Origin of the sequence: Enterobacter roggenkampii (genome assembly GCF_001729805.1) — a bacterium.
GTDB classification, from domain to species: Bacteria; Pseudomonadota; Gammaproteobacteria; order Enterobacterales; family Enterobacteriaceae; genus Enterobacter; species Enterobacter roggenkampii.
Map to the genome: position 1 here is coordinate 3366019 of NZ_CP017184.1, position 16402 is coordinate 3382420.

Here is a 16402-nt window from a genome sequence, read left to right on the forward strand (position 1 = left end):
AGACAATCCCCTTTAGAAATTATGGTTTTTCCTCATTTGATAAACCTGACGGATAGCTGGTCAACACGCGTCAGGTTTTTTATCATGGTTCTTTCCCGTTTTCCCAGGTCTACTCGTGCACGAAATATTCACTATGCTGCTGGCGGTTTTTGACCGTGCGGCATTAATGCTGATTTGCCTGTTTTTCCTCATTCGCATTCGCCTGTTTCGCGAGCTATTGCACAAATCCGCACACTCGCCAAAAGAGCTGCTGGCCGTTACCGCCATCTTTTCGCTGTTCGCCCTGTTCAGCACCTGGTCTGGCGTGCCGGTAGAGGGTTCGCTGGTTAACGTGCGCATTATCGCCGTGATGTCCGGCGGAATTTTGTTTGGCCCGTGGGTGGGTGTCATCACCGGCGTGATTGCCGGAACCCATCGCTACCTGATTGACATCGGAGGCGTCACGGCGGTGCCCTGCTTTATCACCAGCATTATTGCCGGGGTGCTCTCCGGCTGGATCAGCCGCAAAATCCCGAAAAAACAGCGCTGGCGCGCCGGGATCGTGGCGGGCATGGTGTGCGAAACGCTGACCATGATCCTGGTCGTCGTCTGGGCCCCGACCACCGAACTTGGGCTGGATATCGTCTCGAAAATCGGTATTCCGATGATCCTGGGCAGCGTGTGCATCGGCTTTATCGTGCTGCTGGTGCAAAGCGTTGAAGGGGAAAAAGAGGCCAGCGCCGCCCGTCAGGCCAAGCTGGCGCTGGATATCGCCAACAAAACGCTGCCTCTCTTCCGCCACGTTAACGCGGAGTCGTTGCGTCAGGTCTGCGAAATCATTCGCCATGACATCCACGCTGACGCCGTCGCCATCACCAATATTGACCACGTGCTGGCCTACGTTGGCGTCGGGGAGCACAACTATCGCGATAATGATGACACCATCAGCCCAACCACCCGACAGGCCATTAACTACGGTAAAATCATTATTAAAAACAATGATGAAGCCCACCGAACGCCGGAAATCCACTCCATGCTGGTGATTCCGCTGTGGGAGAAAGGCGTCGTGACGGGCACGCTGAAAATTTATTACTGCCACGCGCATCAGATCACCTCCACGCTGCAGGAGATGGCCATCGGCCTGTCGCAGATTATCTCCACCCAGCTGGAAGTATCCCGGGCGGAACAACTGCGTGAGATGGCAAATAAGGCAGAGCTGCGCGCGCTGCAGAGCAAAATCAATCCCCATTTCCTGTTTAACGCGCTGAACGCGATCTCCTCGTCCATTCGTCTTAATCCGGACACCGCGCGCCAGCTGATTTTTAACCTGTCGCGCTATCTGCGCTACAACATCGAGCTGAAAGATGACGAGCAGATCGACATCAAAAAAGAGCTGTATCAGATTAAAGACTACATCGCGATTGAGCAGGCGCGCTTTGGTGACAAGCTCACGGTCATTTACGATATTGATGAAGAGGTCAACTGCGTGATCCCAAGCCTGCTTATCCAGCCGCTGGTCGAAAACGCGATTGTTCACGGCATTCAGCCGTGTAAAGGCAAAGGCGTCGTCACCATCAGCGTCACCGAAAGCGGCAACCGCGTACGTATTGCCGTGCGCGATACCGGCCACGGAATTGATCCTAAAGTCATTGAGCGGGTGGAGTCTAACGAGATGCCCGGAAATAAAATCGGCCTGCTGAACGTGCACCACCGGGTCAAGCTGCTTTACGGCGACGGGCTGAATATTCAGCGTCTTGAACCGGGCACCGAAATTGCGTTTTACGTCCCGAACGAGCGCTCTCCCGTTCATTCGGCAACATCACTGTTGCCCCAGGTGGAGTAACCCATGAAAGTCATCATCGTAGAAGATGAAATTCTGGCTCAACAGGAGCTAACCTGGCTTATCAACACCCACAGCCAGATGGAAATTGTGGGTACCTTTGATGACGGTCTGGACGTGCTGAAGTTTCTGCAGCATAACCGGGTCGATGCCATCTTCCTGGACATCAATATTCCGTCGCTGGATGGCGTATTGCTGGCGCAAAACATCAATCAGTTTGCCCATAAGCCGTTTATTGTGTTCGTGACCGCCTGGAAAGAGCACGCCGTAGAGGCCTTCGAGCTGGAGGCATTTGACTATATCCTTAAGCCTTACCAGGAGTCGCGGATTGTCAGCATGCTGCAAAAGCTGGAGGCCGCGTGGCAGCAGCAGACCGCCCCTGCAAACGCCAGCCCAACGGTACGGGAAAACGACACCATTAATCTGGTCAAAGATGAGCGCATCATCGTGACGCCGGTCAATGATATCTACTATGCCGAAGCCCATGAAAAGATGACGTTTGTCTATACGCGGCGGGAATCTTACGTGATGGCGATGAACATCACCGAGTTTTGCAGCAAGCTGCCTGCGTCGCACTTTTTCCGCTGCCACCGCTCGTTCTGCGTCAATTTAAACAAGATCCGCGAGATCGAACCGTGGTTTAACAACACCTATATTTTGCGTCTGAAGGATCTGGATTTTCAGGTGCCGGTGAGCCGCAGCAAGGTGAAAGAATTCCGCCAGCTCATGCACTTGTAACGAAAAAGCCCTCTCCTGCGGGAGAGGGCTATGCGTCAGAGGATTTGACCGAGAACCTGACGCAGGTGGGCACCCGACCCCAGCAGGCCTGGATTATCATGCACGATCAGATAAACCGGAATGTCCTGCACGTAGCTTCTGAAGCGCCCTTTATCCTCAAACCCGCCGCGGAAGCCGGAGGCTTTAAAGAACTCCAGGAAGCGCGGCACAATTCCGCCCGCGATATAAACGCCTCCGAAGGTACCCAGCGTCAGCGCCAGATTGCCGCCGAAGCGCCCCATGATCACGCAGAACAGCGACAGGGCACGACGGCAGTCAATGCAGCTGTCCGCCAGCGCGCGTTCGGTGACGTCTTTCGGCTGCAGATTTTCCGGCAGACGACCGTCCGATTTCACAATCGCCCGGTACAGGTTCACCAGCCCCGGTCCTGACAGCACGCGCTCGGCGGAGACGTGGCCGATCTCCGCGCGTAATTCTTCGAGGATAATGCCCTCTTCTTCGCTGTTTGGCGCAAAGTCCACGTGACCACCTTCACCCGGCAGGCTCACCCAGCGCTGAGCGACATGCACCAGATGTGAAACGCCCAGCCCGGTACCGGCCCCGTAAACCGCAATCGGCTTGCCTTCGACCGGTTCAGCGCCGCCAAACTGGATCAGATGCTCAGGCTTCAGCATCGGGATCGCCATGGACACCGCGGTAAAGTCATTGATGATTTCAAGATGCGCAAAGCCGAGGTTTTTTTTCATCTCGGCGATGGAGAATGCCCAGGTATGGTTGGTCATGGCGACCCAGTCGCCGGTTATCGGGCAGGCAATGGCGATGCAGCCATCTTCGACGCTTATCTGATGCTCCTCCAGATAGACGCGGACAACGGCCTCAAGGCTTGGATAATCGAGACCGGAATAGGTTTTCGCCCGGGAAATTTCACCGCTATTTACATCGCATAATGCAAGGCGCGCATTCGTGCCGCCCACATCGCCTACCAAAGCATACTTTGTCATTCTTCTACTGCTCCGCTAAAGTCAGAATAAATCTTTGGGACACTGTAAATTCAAGGCGTGATAACAACAACGACCGGAAGGTGAATGCCCATGGATTATCGATCTTCGTCACAGAATAACTTTACCGTTTCAGCACCTTTTGCACTATTGCCATAAGGCTTAATGTGCAAAGTAACGTAATACCGTTTTGTACAAGGAAATCATCATGCTTCACCCGCGAGCCAGAACCATGCTGTTGCTGGCAATTCCGGCGCTCATCATAGGCGTGGTTTCAAGTCTGGTCCTTATTGTCGTGATGAAAGTCGCGTCGGTGCTGCAAACACTATTATGGAACGCGCTTCCTGCAGGGCTGGGCGTCACCGCTGACTCTCCTGCGTGGATCGTTGGGATGCTGACGTTAACCGGTATTGCGGTGGGCCTGGTGATCCGTTTTAGTCCCGGCCATGCCGGCCCCGATCCGGCACTAGAACCGTTGATCGGTGCCCCGGTAGCCCCCTCGGCGTTGCCAGGGCTAATCATTGCGCTGATTATCGGTCTGGCCGGCGGCGTTAGTCTGGGACCTGAGCATCCGATTATGGCCGTGAACATTGGCCTGGCGGTTTTTCTTGGTTCACGCATTTTGCCCCGCGTTGGCGCGCTGGACTGGACCATTCTCGCCTCCGCAGGCACCATCGGGGCGCTCTTCGGCACGCCCGTTGCGGCGGCACTGATCTTTTCTCAGACGCTCAGCAGTAACAACGATGTCCCACTCTGGGACAAGCTCTTTGCCCCACTGATGGCCGCAGCCGCCGGAGCGTTGACGACCAGCCTGTTTTTCCATCCCCATTTTTCACTCTCTCTCCCCCACTACGGCCAGATGCAAATCGCCGATATTTTCAGCGGTGCCATCGTCGCCGCCATCGCCATTGCGCTGGGCATGGTGGCAGTATGGTGTCTTCCACGCCTGCACCGGCTGATGCACAGACTCAAACACCCGGTGCTGATTCTGGGGGCTGGCGGTTTGATTCTGGGTATTTTAGGTACGATCGGCGGGCCGGTGACGCTGTTTAAAGGACTGGACGAGATGCAGCAGCTGGCCTTCAGCCAGGTGTTCAGCGTCTCCGACTATCTGCTGTTTGCCGTGATCAAGCTGGCAGCGCTGGTGGTGGCGGCCGCCTGCGGTTTCCGCGGTGGACGCATCTTCCCGGCGGTCTTTGTCGGCGTCGCGCTGGGGCTGATGCTGCACGAGCATGTCGATGCCGTTCCGGCTGCGATTACCGTTTCCTGCTCGATTCTGGGGCTGGTGCTGGTGGTCACGCGCGATGCCTGGCTGAGCCTCTTCATGGCCGCCGTGGTGGTACCGGATACCACCCTCATCCCGTTACTTTGCATCGTGATGTTGCCCGCCTGGCTCCTGCTGGCGGGCAAACCGATGATGATGGCCTGGCGAAACGACAAATAATCAGGCGCTGTTGCGCGCTTCCAGCGCTTTGGTGATCGCCCCCAGCAGCGGAGGGATATCGGCTTTCGGCAGCATCACCTCAATCAGTGAGAGCCGCTCGTGGTGTGCCACTTTCTCAAGGACGTCCGCCAGCTGCTCCGCTTCACTGACCCGCCAGCACTGGGCCTGAGGATCAAGGCTCAGGGCCTGCGGGATTTGCGTCCAGTTCCATAGCGCAATGTCGTTGTAACGCTGCTCAGGCCCGTGGATCGCTCTTTCCACCGTGTACCCTTCGTTGTTCAGGACCAGAATGATGGGGTGTTGTTTATCCCGCAGCATCGAGCCAAGCTCCTGGATAGTAAGTTGCGCCGCGCCATCCCCCGTCAGGACAATCACGCGCCGGTTCGGGCAGGCCGTTTGCGCGCCAAATGCTGCCGCCAGCGTATAGCCAATCGATCCCCACAGCGGCTGGACGATAAAATTCACGTCAGCCGGCAGACGAAGGTCGATCGCGCCGAAGGCCGAGGTGCCCTGATCCGCAAGAATGATGTCTCCCGGACGAATAAATGTCTGCAACGTTTGCCAGAAATTCGCCTGCGTCAGCGAGCCATCCGGCTGCGGGTAGGCCATCGCGCTTTGAGAAGACTGCGCGGGTGTCTCGTGCACGTGCTGTTTGCACAGTTCCACCAGCGTTTCGATTGCCTGAAGCATAGGGATGCCGGTAAACCAAAGATCACCTACGCGTGAGGCATGAGGCTGAACTTCTATCGTTTGTGCCGGGGTGAGCTGATGCGTGAAGCCGGCGGTCAGGGTATCGGTAAATCGCGTGCCGATGCACAGTACGGTATCCGCCCCTTCAATCGCCTCTTTTACCGCACCGGCGCTCGCTGAACCGCTGTAGGTGCCATAAAATCCGGCGTGACGTTCGTCAAATATCCCTTTGCCCATAAGCATGGTGGCGTGTGCCATCGGCACGTCTTTGACCCATTTTTGTAGCGCATGCTTCAGGCCGTGGCGCAGGACAAGGAAATCGGCCAGCAGCGCAGTACGCTTGCTCCTGGCAAGCTTGTTTTCTGCGGCGTCCCGGAACGCTTTCAGGCAGGCACTATCGGCATGTGGATGCCTGAGCGTGAGAGCGTTTACAGGGGGAGTGGCGGCCTTTTTTGCCACGTCGGCAGGCAACATCAGATAGCCGGGGCGACGCTCCCGGAGCATTGTCGTTAACACCCGGTCGATTTCATAACAGGCGTTTTGTTCGGTCAGGATCGCCTGTGCAGCAGTGATCGGCTCGCTCATATGATAAAAATGACGAAACTCACCGTCGCCAAGCGTGTGGTGCAGCAGCTCCCCTCTTTGCTGTGATGCCGTACCCGGTGCCCCTACAATATGCAAGACCGGAACGTGCTCGGCGAAGCTGCCCGCAATGCCGTTCATGGCGCTTAACTCTCCTACGCCAAATGTCGTCAGCAGCGCGGCAAAGCCCTTACATCGGGCGTATCCGTCAGCGGCATAAGAAGCGTTTAACTCGTTGGCACAGCCCACCCAGCAGATATCCGGGCTGTCTATCACATGGTCGAGAAACTGCAGGTTATAGTCGCCCGGCACGCCAAACAGATGATCGGCTCCACAATCAGTAAGACGGTCCAGCAGGTAATCGGCGACGCAGTATGGGGTACGCATGAACAGGTATCCTTCTAATGTTGACCTCACCTTGAGTATTAAATAAGCGTGATGGCTGTCCAGAATTGGTGATAAGAAGGGCATGGAAAGAATGCTTTACAAAAAAGGCTGCGCTATGCTGCTTTTTTTCACGAAAATGTAAACGCATACACTGATTTTTCACTTCAGCACCAGAGGTCACGAAAATGGGTTATCAGCCGGACAAAAATCGTTACAGGACAATGGAGTATCGCCGCTGCGGGCGAAGCGGACTCAGGTTGCCTGCCATCTCGCTTGGGCTGTGGCATAACTTTGGTGACACCGCCCTTATCGAAAACAGCCGTCAACTTTTACAGCGTGCGTTCAATCTGGGCATTACACATTTCGACCTTGCCAACAACTATGGCCCGCCCCCCGGATCGGCCGAACGTAATTTCGGACGTATTTTGCAGGAGGATTTCCTGCCCTGGCGCGACGAGCTAATCATCTCCACCAAAGCGGGTTATACCATGTGGGAGGGGCCTTACGGCGACTGGGGGTCACGTAAATATCTGCTGGCAAGCCTCGATCAAAGCCTGAAGCGCACGGGGCTGGAGTATGTGGATATCTTCTATCATCACCGGCCAGATCCGGAAACGCCGCTGCAGGAAACCATGAAAGCGCTTGACCATGTGGTGCGTCAGGGGAAGGCTTTGTATGTCGGATTATCCAACTACCCGTCTGTTCTGGCTCGCCAGGCGATTGATATCCTTAATGACCTCGGGACGCCCTGCCTGATCCACCAGCCGAAATACTCCCTCTTTGAACGTGCGCCGGAAGCGGGGCTGCTGGACGTGTTGCAGGAAAAAGGAGTCGGCTGTATTCCCTTCTCGCCGCTGGCCGGCGGGCAACTGACCAATCGCTATCTGAACGGCATACCCGCAGACTCACGCGCGGCAAGCGGCAGTCAGTTCCTTAAACCCGATCAGCTCACCGAAGAGAAGCTGGAGAAAGTCAGGAAGCTGAATGCCCTGGCAGAAAGCCGCGGCCAGAAGCTGTCCCAGATGGCGCTGGCCTGGGTATTACGCCATGAGGAAGTGACGTCGGTGCTGATTGGGGCAAGTAAAGCGGCTCAGATTGATGACGCCGTAGGGATGCTGGCAAACCGCCATTTCTCTGCGGAAGAGTTGGCCCGTATAGACGCGATCCTGGGCAGCTCAATATAACATCACTTTTAGCAAAAAGTGCTCTCACCCAGGAATTCGGAGTTGAGGCGATGATACGACGCTTTACCAACTCGTAAAATTGCGTTAACAGGCCCAACAAAGGCCCCGATCGTGAAGGAGAAAGAGTATGTTCAGGTCACTGATTCTTGCAGCGGTATTACTGGCTTCGGCGCCGCTGATCGCCACTGCGGGCGAAATCACCCTGTTGCCATCAGTAAAATTACAAATTGGCGATCGTGACGACTACGGCAGATACTGGGACGGTGGCTACTGGCGCGACCGTGATTACTGGCATCGTCACTATGAGTGGCGCGGCGATCGCTGGTGGAAACATGATAACGGCAGACACCGCGGCTGGTATAAAGACAGCGCCTATGAGCGCGGTTACCGTGAAGGCTGGAACGATCGTGACGACCGTCGCGGCGGCTGGGGTCGCGGCAAAGGTCATGGTCACGGCCATCATCACTAATCAAAAAGGAGCCTCCACGGCTCCTTTTTTTGTTAAAGACCCAGCGCGGTTCCCACTAACAACCACAGGTTCAGCGCAACGACCACCACCACGATGGCCCACCCGGTTCGTTTCACCAGCGTTGAGTTGACCAGCTCGCCCATCAGGGTTTTGTTGCTGGTAAAGATCAGCAGCGGCACCAGCGCCAGCGCAATACCAAAACTCAGCAGCACCTGGCTCATGACCAGAATTCGCGTTGGGTCGAGCCCCATCAGAATCACCACAAATGACGGCAGCATGGTGACGGAACGACGAACCCACAGCGGAATATGGAACCGGACAAACCCCTGCATCACCACCTGGCCTGCCAGCGTACCCACCACCGTAGAAGAGAGACCAGCAGCCACCAGGCTAAGGCCAAATATCGTGGCGGCAGCATGGCTCAGCAACGGCTCCAGCGTGAGATACGCCTGGTCGAGATCGGCAATACCGGTATGACCGTTAAAGTGGAAAGCTGCGGCTGCAGTAGCCATCATCGCCAGATTGACAAACCCCGCGATGGTCATGGCGATCGCCACGTCCCACTTGGTGGCGGAGTAACGTTCTTTACGCGTCCCACCGTGGAGATGCTGAGTCAGCGAGGAGTGGAGATAGATCACATGCGGCATGATGGTCGCCCCCAGCACCCCGGCGGCCAGGAACACCGCTTCCGAGGTCGGCAGGCTTGGGATCGCCATTCCTTTACCGAGCTGCGCCAGATTCGGCTGTGAGAAGATTAGCTCAACGATATAGGCCGCCGCGACAAACAGCAGCAGACCGCCAATGACCTTCTCCAGCGGCTTTTGACCCCGACGCTGCAGCATCAGGATCAGGAACGTGGCAATCCCGGTGAGGACCGCCCCCTGCAACAGCGACACACCCAGAATCAGCTTAAAGCCAATCGCTGCGCCAATAAATTCAGCAAGGTCAGTGGCCATGGCGATGATTTCAGCCTGAACCCAGTAGAGCCAGACCGCGGGACGCGGATAATGGTCGCGAATTTGCTCCGCCAGGTTTTTGCCCGTCGCAATCCCCAGCTTTGCGGAGAGCATCTGAATCAGCATCGCCATCAGGTTTGCCCAGACGACCACCCAGAGCAGCTTATAGCCGAAGCTGGCCCCGGCCTGAATATTGGTCGCAAAGTTACCTGGATCGATATAACCAATGGCAGCGATGAACGCAGGTCCCATTAATGCGAACCGCAACTTGCGCGCTGCTCTGCCACTGCTACCCTCTACGCGACTGTTTGTCATTTCTGCCTCTGAAATATAGCCTTTGCTATGTTTAATGCTATCAAAATGAGAATGATTATCAAGATCATTTATGAAGTTTGCAGTGATTTCTCTGATAGCTTTGAACGATAGACGGGCGGGTAAGTGGGGCGATCTAACTGAAACTGAAATCGCGCATGCTTTTGTGAAGACTAGCACACAAACTTAACTTTTCACTCATTTACCTAACATAACAAAAATGTATTGTGGATCACTATTTTTGAGACTCGTCACAGGATGTAACTATAGTGTGTCCTCGATCTCGTTTTCTTTTCGCTTGTTACATAGAATGTGCACGAAAATTAAACCTGCCTCATATTTGGAGCAAATATGGACCGCGTCCTTCATTTTGTCCTGGCACTTGTTGTCGTTACTGCACTCGCATTGCTGGTCAGCACAGACCGCAAAAAAATTCGTATTCGTTATGTTGTCCAACTGCTGGTCATTGAAGTTTTACTTGCGTGGTTCTTCCTGAACTCCAACGTAGGCCTCGGCTTCGTGAAAGGCTTCTCCGAAATGTTCGAAAAACTGCTCGGGTTCGCCAATGAAGGGACCAACTTTGTCTTCGGTAAAATGAACGACGAAGGTCTGGCGTTCTTCTTCCTGAAGGTTCTCTGCCCTATCGTCTTCATCTCCGCGCTGATCGGTATTCTGCAGCACATCCGCGTTCTGCCGTTCGTGATTCGTGGAATTGGTTTCCTGTTATCCAAAGTGAACGGCATGGGTAAGCTGGAATCCTTCAACGCCGTCAGTTCCCTGATCCTCGGTCAGTCTGAGAACTTCATCGCGTATAAAGATATTCTCGGCAAGATGTCCCGCAACCGTATGTACACCATGGCGGCAACCGCAATGTCTACCGTTTCCATGTCTATCGTGGGCGCGTATATGACCATGCTGGAACCAAAATACGTGGTGGCTGCGCTGGTACTGAACATGTTCAGCACCTTTATCGTTCTGTCGCTGATCAACCCGTACCGCGTTGACGCCAGCGAAGAGAACATCCAGATGTCTAACCTGCACGAAGGCCAGAGCTTCTTCGAAATGCTGGGTGAATACATCCTGGCCGGTTTCAAAGTCGCGATTATCGTTGCCGCCATGCTGATCGGCTTCATTGCGCTGATTTCTGCACTGAACGCCCTGTTCGCCGCGGTGCTGGGTATCTCCTTCCAGGGCATTCTGGGCTACATCTTCTACCCAGTTGCATGGGTGATGGGTGTTCCGGCTCACGAAGCGCTGCAGGTGGGCAGTATCATGGCAACCAAACTGGTTTCTAACGAATTCGTTGCGATGATGGATCTGCAGAAAATTGCCAGCACGCTTTCTCCACGCGCGGAAGGTATTCTGTCCGTGTTCCTGGTCTCCTTCGCGAACTTCTCGTCTATCGGTATCATCGCCGGTGCGATTAAGGGTCTGAACGAAGAGCAGGGTAACGTGGTTTCTCGCTTTGGCCTGAAGCTGGTTTACGGCTCTACGCTGGTGAGCGTCCTGTCCGCATCTATCGCGGCACTGGTTCTGTAACGTTTACCGTTAAACAAAAACCGGGAGCCAGGCTCCCGGTTTTTTTATGCCCGCAATTCTTCCAGCGGTTTGGGTTTGCCTATCAGGTATCCCTGCAGGTAATCCACACCAAAGCAAAGCAGCATCTCCCGCTGGGCCGGCGTTTCGACGTATTCCGCGACGACGCACAGCGATTTCGCCTTCGCCAGATTACACATCGACTGGACGATCATTGCATCCATGTCGTCTGTACAAATGTCTTTCACAAAGCAGCCGTCAATTTTAATGATGTCCGCCTGCAGGCGTCTGAGGCGCTCGTAGTTGGCGTAGCCAGTACCAAAATCATCTATGGCAATTCGGAAACCGTAATCCCGCAGCTGCTGAATATTGTTGATACTTGTGCCTGAATTTGAAAAAGCCTGCTCCTCGGTGATCTCAATCACGACGGCCTGAGGTGCCACGCCGTACCGTTCAAACAGCGCGCAAATCTCAGTCGCCACCTCTTTTTGCATCAGCGTGAGCGGCATCAGATTGACGGAGAAACGGGTGCCAGCCTGTGTTGAAGGGTGATCGCGCAGCCACAGCAGTAATTTCTCCATAATGCACATATCAAACCGATGGCTGAGGTTGAACTGGGCAATCAGCGGAATAAAGCGGTCAGGGGTGAAGATCTCGCCCTCGCTCTCCATACGCGCCAGGATTTCGTAATACCCGCTCCCGTCCGCCTTCTGGATCGGTTGCGCGTATAAATGGAACTGCCCCGCCTCAAGGGCATGCTTAATCCGCGCCAGCATCAGGACACGCTCTGTCGTTTGTCCTGATGCCGCCTCAAGGCTATTCGTGAGCGCGAGAACGTTTTGCTCTCCGCAGGCCTGCTCTGCCAGCCAGCTCAGCTGTCCCAGCGTGTGATGCAGCTTTTCGCCGTTTTCGACCATTCCCCAGGATGCGCCAAATTCAATATCCAGCCCGGTGTTGTTCCAGAAAATCTTACGGCTGTTCAGCCGATCGACCATATGCTGGAGCCGCTCGGCGGTTCCCGGCCCCAGTAATACCAGCACCAGTTCGCTTCCCGGAAGCTGGAAGAGCGTCTCATCTTTCTGCAAAAGTGGCTGTAGCGACGTGGCGATCGTACGTTTGCAGTGGACCCGCATGATAATCCCGTAGTGGCGGCTCAAAAACTCCAGGTTATCCATGCGCAGAATGCACACTTTGGCATCCGGGTGAATCTCAAGATAATCTTCCAGCGCACGAATATTGGGCAAACCGGTAAGGGGATCGGTAAGCGCCCTGCCCTGCCAGCCCCGCTTCAGCCACTCGCTGCGCTGGTAAATGCGCGACATGTAAAGCAAGCAGATAGCGAAAGAAATCAGCACGGAGAGGATAAAGGAGAGTGAATGGCCCGATTCGACCCCGTTCAGGAAGTTGTAGTTGTAGGTCAACAGCAGGAGCGCTGAGGTGGCCCACAGCAGAGAAATCAACGCATAGGTCAGGCGGCTTATTGCCAGGGTAAAAAGAATAAAAATCAGCGGCATCAAATAGCCCGCAATGACCGGTGATTCAAAAGGACCACATAAAATGATGAGAATGGCGCCTAAAAGCATCAGCCAGACAAAAATATATAATGGATTCTTGTGATAAAACACGGGCTTCACGCTTCGCCGCCAGAAGGTGACGGCATAACGAGGATTAATTATCATTCTTAATGGGTAATAGAACATCATGGTAAAAATCAGCCCCGCACATATCAGGCTTTGAATATCCACAACATTATAAATTACCGTTCCTTCGCCGAAATAGGTTGAGATAGTCACCGGAAAATCAAACAAATAGCCTGCCATATACATCGACAGCTTAATACCAAATGGCACAATAAAACCGAGCCAGAATATACGTAGCCCGATGTGCTTGTTAGGGATGGAGTGGCGCCAGCGCTTGCCCAGCATGAGGCGTAGCAGACCGCAGGCCGCGAACAACGCAAAGGTCTGACAGAACAGCAAAACTGAATATTGTAGCAGTGCTAAATTAATATAGAATAAATTAGTGACAGTAAAACCTAACAAAATGGGAAGAATAGCCCTGCGCCCAAATAGCAGAATTACCGCCAGCATCACGCTGAGCGGCAGCCATGCTAAATAAACGTCATGACCATTAACAATTGCGCGTGGAGAGAGATAACGGGAGACAGGTACCGCAATCAGACAAAGTGTCAGGGCAATTATAAATATCTTTACATTATTGTACGTTTTTCTATTCATTAAGCTGATGAGTATATTATCCGTCTGAATCATTGACCGGATGGATAATAGGTTTATTAATTGCACGAATCAAGTTCAAGTCTATTTATAGACACGTTTATTGATTTCGATTGAGGTGAGGTATGGGAATACCTTCTTTTTGATAACAAAAACCAGTGACGGGCGTTACAAACAGATAAAAAAAACCCTCGTCATTTGACGAGGGTTTACAATTTTGGTGGAGCTAAGCGGGATCGAACCGCTGACCTCTTGCATGCCATGCAAGCGCTCTCCCAGCTGAGCTATAGCCCCACATGTGACTTTACTGACCGCACTCTGTTGGGTTCAGAGTTTGGTGGAGCTAAGCGGGATCGAACCGCTGACCTCTTGCATGCCATGCAAGCGCTCTCCCAGCTGAGCTATAGCCCCATCGTAAAGCTGTCATGTTGACGGGCGGCATAATATGAATTCCGCTGCGGAGTGTCAACGGCAAAATCAATGACCGCCGTTCGATCGCCGAAAAATCATGCAAATGAATCGCTTTGCGAGCGTGCTCGTAATCAGGAGTTAAGCCTGTCACGTTTTCATGTAAAACGGTGCTATAAAATGAGCCGTTAATTAACCCCACTGATATTCAGGAAATTGCATGATCAAGGAACGAATGACGCCAGAAGAGTTAGCCCTGCTCACTGGCTATAGCCGACAGACCATCAATAAATGGGTACGCAAAGAGGGTTGGATTACGTCACCAAAACCTGGCGTTCAGGGCGGGAAAGCGCGACTGGTACATGTGAACGAAAAAGTCCGCGACTTTATCCGCAGCGCACGTCGGGCAAGCGAAACGTCCGATATGGCAGAAGGTACCAGCCATAACAGTTCGCTTCACACCCTACTCCTGACGCTGGCTGATGAAATGACGCCGGAAGAGCAGAAACAGATGACATCGCTGTTATTGCGGGAAGGGATCACCGGATTGTTGCAACGTTTAGGGATTCGCGATCGGGACTGATATGAAAAAATTACGGAGCAAAATGACCACGGAAGAGCTGGCGGAGAGTTTGGGCGTTGCCAGGCAAACGGTTAATCGCTGGGTTCGCCAGCAGGGCTGGAAAACAGAAGGACTCAACGGCGTGAAAGGCGGCCGCGCGCGGCTCATTCATGTCGATGCGCGCGTGAAGGAACACATTATGAGTCTCCCGGCGATTCGCAACCGTCAGGCGGTATACCATCTCGCGGAGGCCACCTCCGCCTACAATGCCCCCTCTGCAAACCTGTTTCCGGGCATAATTGAGACGCTGGAGAGTATGACTGCAGCAGAGCAGAAGCGTCTGGACACCTTCCTGAAGCGCGAAGGCATTCACGGCTTTCTTAAGCGTCTGGGTATTGCAGAAGAAGAAGCATAAAAAAACGGCAGGTTCCCCTGCCGTTTGTTTTATCTGAGACGTTATTACTGCTGATTTTCTCGTTCAGCGATAAAGTCCAGAGCCTTGTTAATGCGCGCTACGCTGCGTGATTTGCCGATAGCATGAACCGTTACGTCCAGCGCCGGAGACTGACCCGCACCGGTCACCGCAACGCGCAGTGGCATACCGACTTTACCCATGCCGACTTCCAGCTCGTCCGCCGTCGCCTGAATGGCGTGATGCACATTCTCTGCGGTCCACTCGGTAATGGCAGCCAGCTTGTCACGCACCACTTCCAGCGGCTGACGCGCAACCGGGCGAAGGTGTTTCTTCGCGGCGTCCGCATCAAACGCATCAAACTCTTCATAGAAGTAGCGGCAGCTTTCAGCAATCTCTTTCAGCGTTTTGCAGCGCTCGCCGAGCAGTTTCACCAGATCCGCCAGCTCAGGGCCTGTGCGGGTATCAATATTTGCCTGCTCAATGTGCCACTGCAGATACGTCGCCACATATTCTGGCGGCATGGTATTAATGTAGTGATGGTTCAGCCACTGGAGCTTGTCGGTGTTAAACGCGCTGGCGGATTTGCTGACAGAGCTCAGAGAGAACAGTTCGATCATCTCTTCGCGGCTGAAGATCTCCTGGTCACCGTGAGCCCAGCCCAGACGCACCAGATAGTTCAGCAGCGCTTCTGGCAGATAGCCGTCGTCGCGATACTGCATCACGCTCACCGCACCGTGACGTTTAGACAGCTTTTTCCCGTCGTCGCCGTTGATCATGGAGACGTGGGCATAGACAGGCACAGGGGCGTTCAGCGCCTTCAGGATGTTGATCTGACGTGGCGTGTTGTTGATATGGTCTTCACCGCGCACAACGTGGGTAATTTCCATATCCCAGTCGTCCACCACCACGCAGAAGTTGTAGGTTGGAGAACCATCGGTACGACGGATGATCAGATCGTCGAGCTCCTGGTTGCTGAATTCGATCGGGCCACGGATCTGATCGTCAAAGATCACAGACCCCTCTTGCGGGTTAGCAAAACGCACAACGCAAGGCTCATCTGCAGCATGCTCGCTGTGGTCGTGGCGGCAGCGGCCGTCATAACGCGGCTTTTCACCGTTCGCCATCTGCTCTTCACGCAGCGCATCCAGACGCTCTTTGGAGCAGTAGCACTTATACGCCGTGCCCGCGACCAGCATCTCATCAATGACGGCGTTATAGCGGTCAAAGCGTTTGGTCTGGAAGTAGGGACCTTCATCCCATTCCAGGTTCAGCCAGTTCATCCCATCCATAATGGCTTCAATTGCTTCTGGCGTGGAGCGCTCAAGATCGGTGTCTTCAATACGCAGCACGAACTCACCTTTGTTGTGGCGTGCGAAAAGCCAGGAATAGAGAGCGGTACGTGCACCACCGACGTGCAGATAGCCTGTCGGGCTCGGCGCGAAGCGAGTTTTGATTTTCATGAAATGGCCTTACGTTATAAAGATGCCGGCAATCGGCAAATCCTGGGGAAAAAACAATGGGCAATATTCTATCACTGTGCGGCGATTCCTCAATGTTGTTCCCTGAATCGGACCCGAGTTTGCGATTTTTGTTTAGAAATCATGCGCCACTGCCCGTTTCGCGATCGTTTTGCTTAATTTTACGACGAACGAATAAAAACTTTAGAAA

13 protein-coding genes and 2 tRNA genes are annotated in these 16402 nt (G+C 53.9%); 8 read left to right on the forward strand and 7 right to left on the reverse strand.

Translation table 11 applies throughout. The features are described from left to right. The first annotated feature begins 115 nt into the window (after positions 1–115). Entirely contained in the window at positions 116–1822 is a 1707-nt protein-coding gene (locus tag BFV67_RS15795) for a sensor histidine kinase (protein ID WP_032667591.1), read from the forward strand. Positions 1823–1825: 3 nt separating this feature from the next. Then, on the forward strand, positions 1826–2557 hold the full coding sequence (locus BFV67_RS15800; RefSeq protein ID WP_021241782.1) for a LytR/AlgR family response regulator transcription factor: 732 nt from the start codon (positions 1826–1828) through the stop codon (positions 2555–2557). A gap of 35 nt (positions 2558–2592) precedes the next feature. On the opposite strand, the gene glk is transcribed toward BFV67_RS15800, so the two are convergent. Then, positions 2593–3558 carry a glucokinase gene (gene glk / locus BFV67_RS15805; protein WP_008501585.1) on the reverse strand — a complete coding sequence of 322 codons (966 nt, stop codon included), beginning with the start codon at positions 3556–3558 and terminating at the stop codon, positions 2593–2595. A 205-nt stretch (positions 3559–3763) separates the two neighbouring features. Here glk and BFV67_RS15810 point away from each other — a divergent pair, with 205 nt between their 5' ends. Further along, complete coding sequence (locus BFV67_RS15810) at positions 3764–4999, forward strand: ion channel protein (RefSeq protein ID WP_008501586.1); 1236 nt, start codon at positions 3764–3766, stop codon at positions 4997–4999. On the opposite strand, the gene ipdC is transcribed toward BFV67_RS15810, so the two are convergent. Continuing rightward, positions 5000–6658: an indolepyruvate decarboxylase gene (gene ipdC, locus BFV67_RS15815; RefSeq protein ID WP_021241783.1), complete on the reverse strand. Its 1659-nt coding sequence runs from the start codon at positions 6656–6658 to the stop codon at positions 5000–5002. A 185-nt stretch (positions 6659–6843) separates the two neighbouring features. Between ipdC and mgrA the strand changes: the two genes are divergently transcribed. Both mgrA and BFV67_RS15825 read left to right on the forward strand, forming a co-directional pair. After that, positions 6844–7842: an L-glyceraldehyde 3-phosphate reductase gene (gene mgrA / locus BFV67_RS15820; protein WP_069598646.1), complete on the forward strand. Its 999-nt coding sequence runs from the start codon at positions 6844–6846 to the stop codon at positions 7840–7842. A 127-nt stretch (positions 7843–7969) separates the two neighbouring features. After that, on the forward strand, positions 7970–8311 hold the full coding sequence (locus BFV67_RS15825) for a DUF2502 domain-containing protein (protein WP_008501589.1): 342 nt from the start codon (positions 7970–7972) through the stop codon (positions 8309–8311). A gap of 32 nt (positions 8312–8343) precedes the next feature. On the opposite strand, the gene BFV67_RS15830 is transcribed toward BFV67_RS15825, so the two are convergent. Further along, positions 8344–9582, reverse strand: a complete 1239-nt coding sequence (locus BFV67_RS15830) for an Nramp family divalent metal transporter (RefSeq protein ID WP_008501590.1) — start codon at positions 9580–9582, stop codon at positions 8344–8346. Between the two features lie 348 nt (positions 9583–9930). Here BFV67_RS15830 and BFV67_RS15835 point away from each other — a divergent pair, with 348 nt between their 5' ends. Continuing rightward, on the forward strand, positions 9931–11118 hold the full coding sequence (locus BFV67_RS15835) for a NupC/NupG family nucleoside CNT transporter (RefSeq protein WP_008501591.1): 1188 nt from the start codon (positions 9931–9933) through the stop codon (positions 11116–11118). A 44-nt stretch (positions 11119–11162) separates the two neighbouring features. On the opposite strand, the gene BFV67_RS15840 is transcribed toward BFV67_RS15835, so the two are convergent. The 3 genes from BFV67_RS15840 to BFV67_RS15850 form a co-directional block, all read right to left on the reverse strand. Further along, the gene (locus BFV67_RS15840) at positions 11163–13352 is read right to left on the reverse strand and encodes a sensor domain-containing phosphodiesterase (protein WP_069598647.1); all 2190 of its coding nucleotides are present in this window, start codon (positions 13350–13352) and stop codon (positions 11163–11165) included. A gap of 215 nt (positions 13353–13567) precedes the next feature. Next, a tRNA-Ala gene (locus tag BFV67_RS15845) sits at positions 13568–13643 on the reverse strand. Positions 13644–13684: 41 nt separating this feature from the next. After that, positions 13685–13760: transfer RNA gene (locus BFV67_RS15850), tRNA-Ala, on the reverse strand. Positions 13761–13977: 217 nt separating this feature from the next. Between BFV67_RS15850 and BFV67_RS15855 the strand changes: the two genes are divergently transcribed. Next, the gene (locus tag BFV67_RS15855) at positions 13978–14340 is read left to right on the forward strand and encodes a YfeC-like transcriptional regulator (protein ID WP_008501593.1); all 363 of its coding nucleotides are present in this window, start codon (positions 13978–13980) and stop codon (positions 14338–14340) included. A gap of 1 nt (position 14341) precedes the next feature. Beyond that, positions 14342–14734: a YfeC-like transcriptional regulator gene (locus tag BFV67_RS15860; RefSeq protein WP_045372679.1), complete on the forward strand. Its 393-nt coding sequence runs from the start codon at positions 14342–14344 to the stop codon at positions 14732–14734. A 44-nt stretch (positions 14735–14778) separates the two neighbouring features. Here BFV67_RS15860 and gltX read toward each other — a convergent pair whose 3' ends face one another. Further along, on the reverse strand, positions 14779–16194 hold the full coding sequence (gltX, locus tag BFV67_RS15865; protein WP_008501595.1) for a glutamate--tRNA ligase: 1416 nt from the start codon (positions 16192–16194) through the stop codon (positions 14779–14781). Positions 16195–16402: the final 208 nt, after the last annotated feature.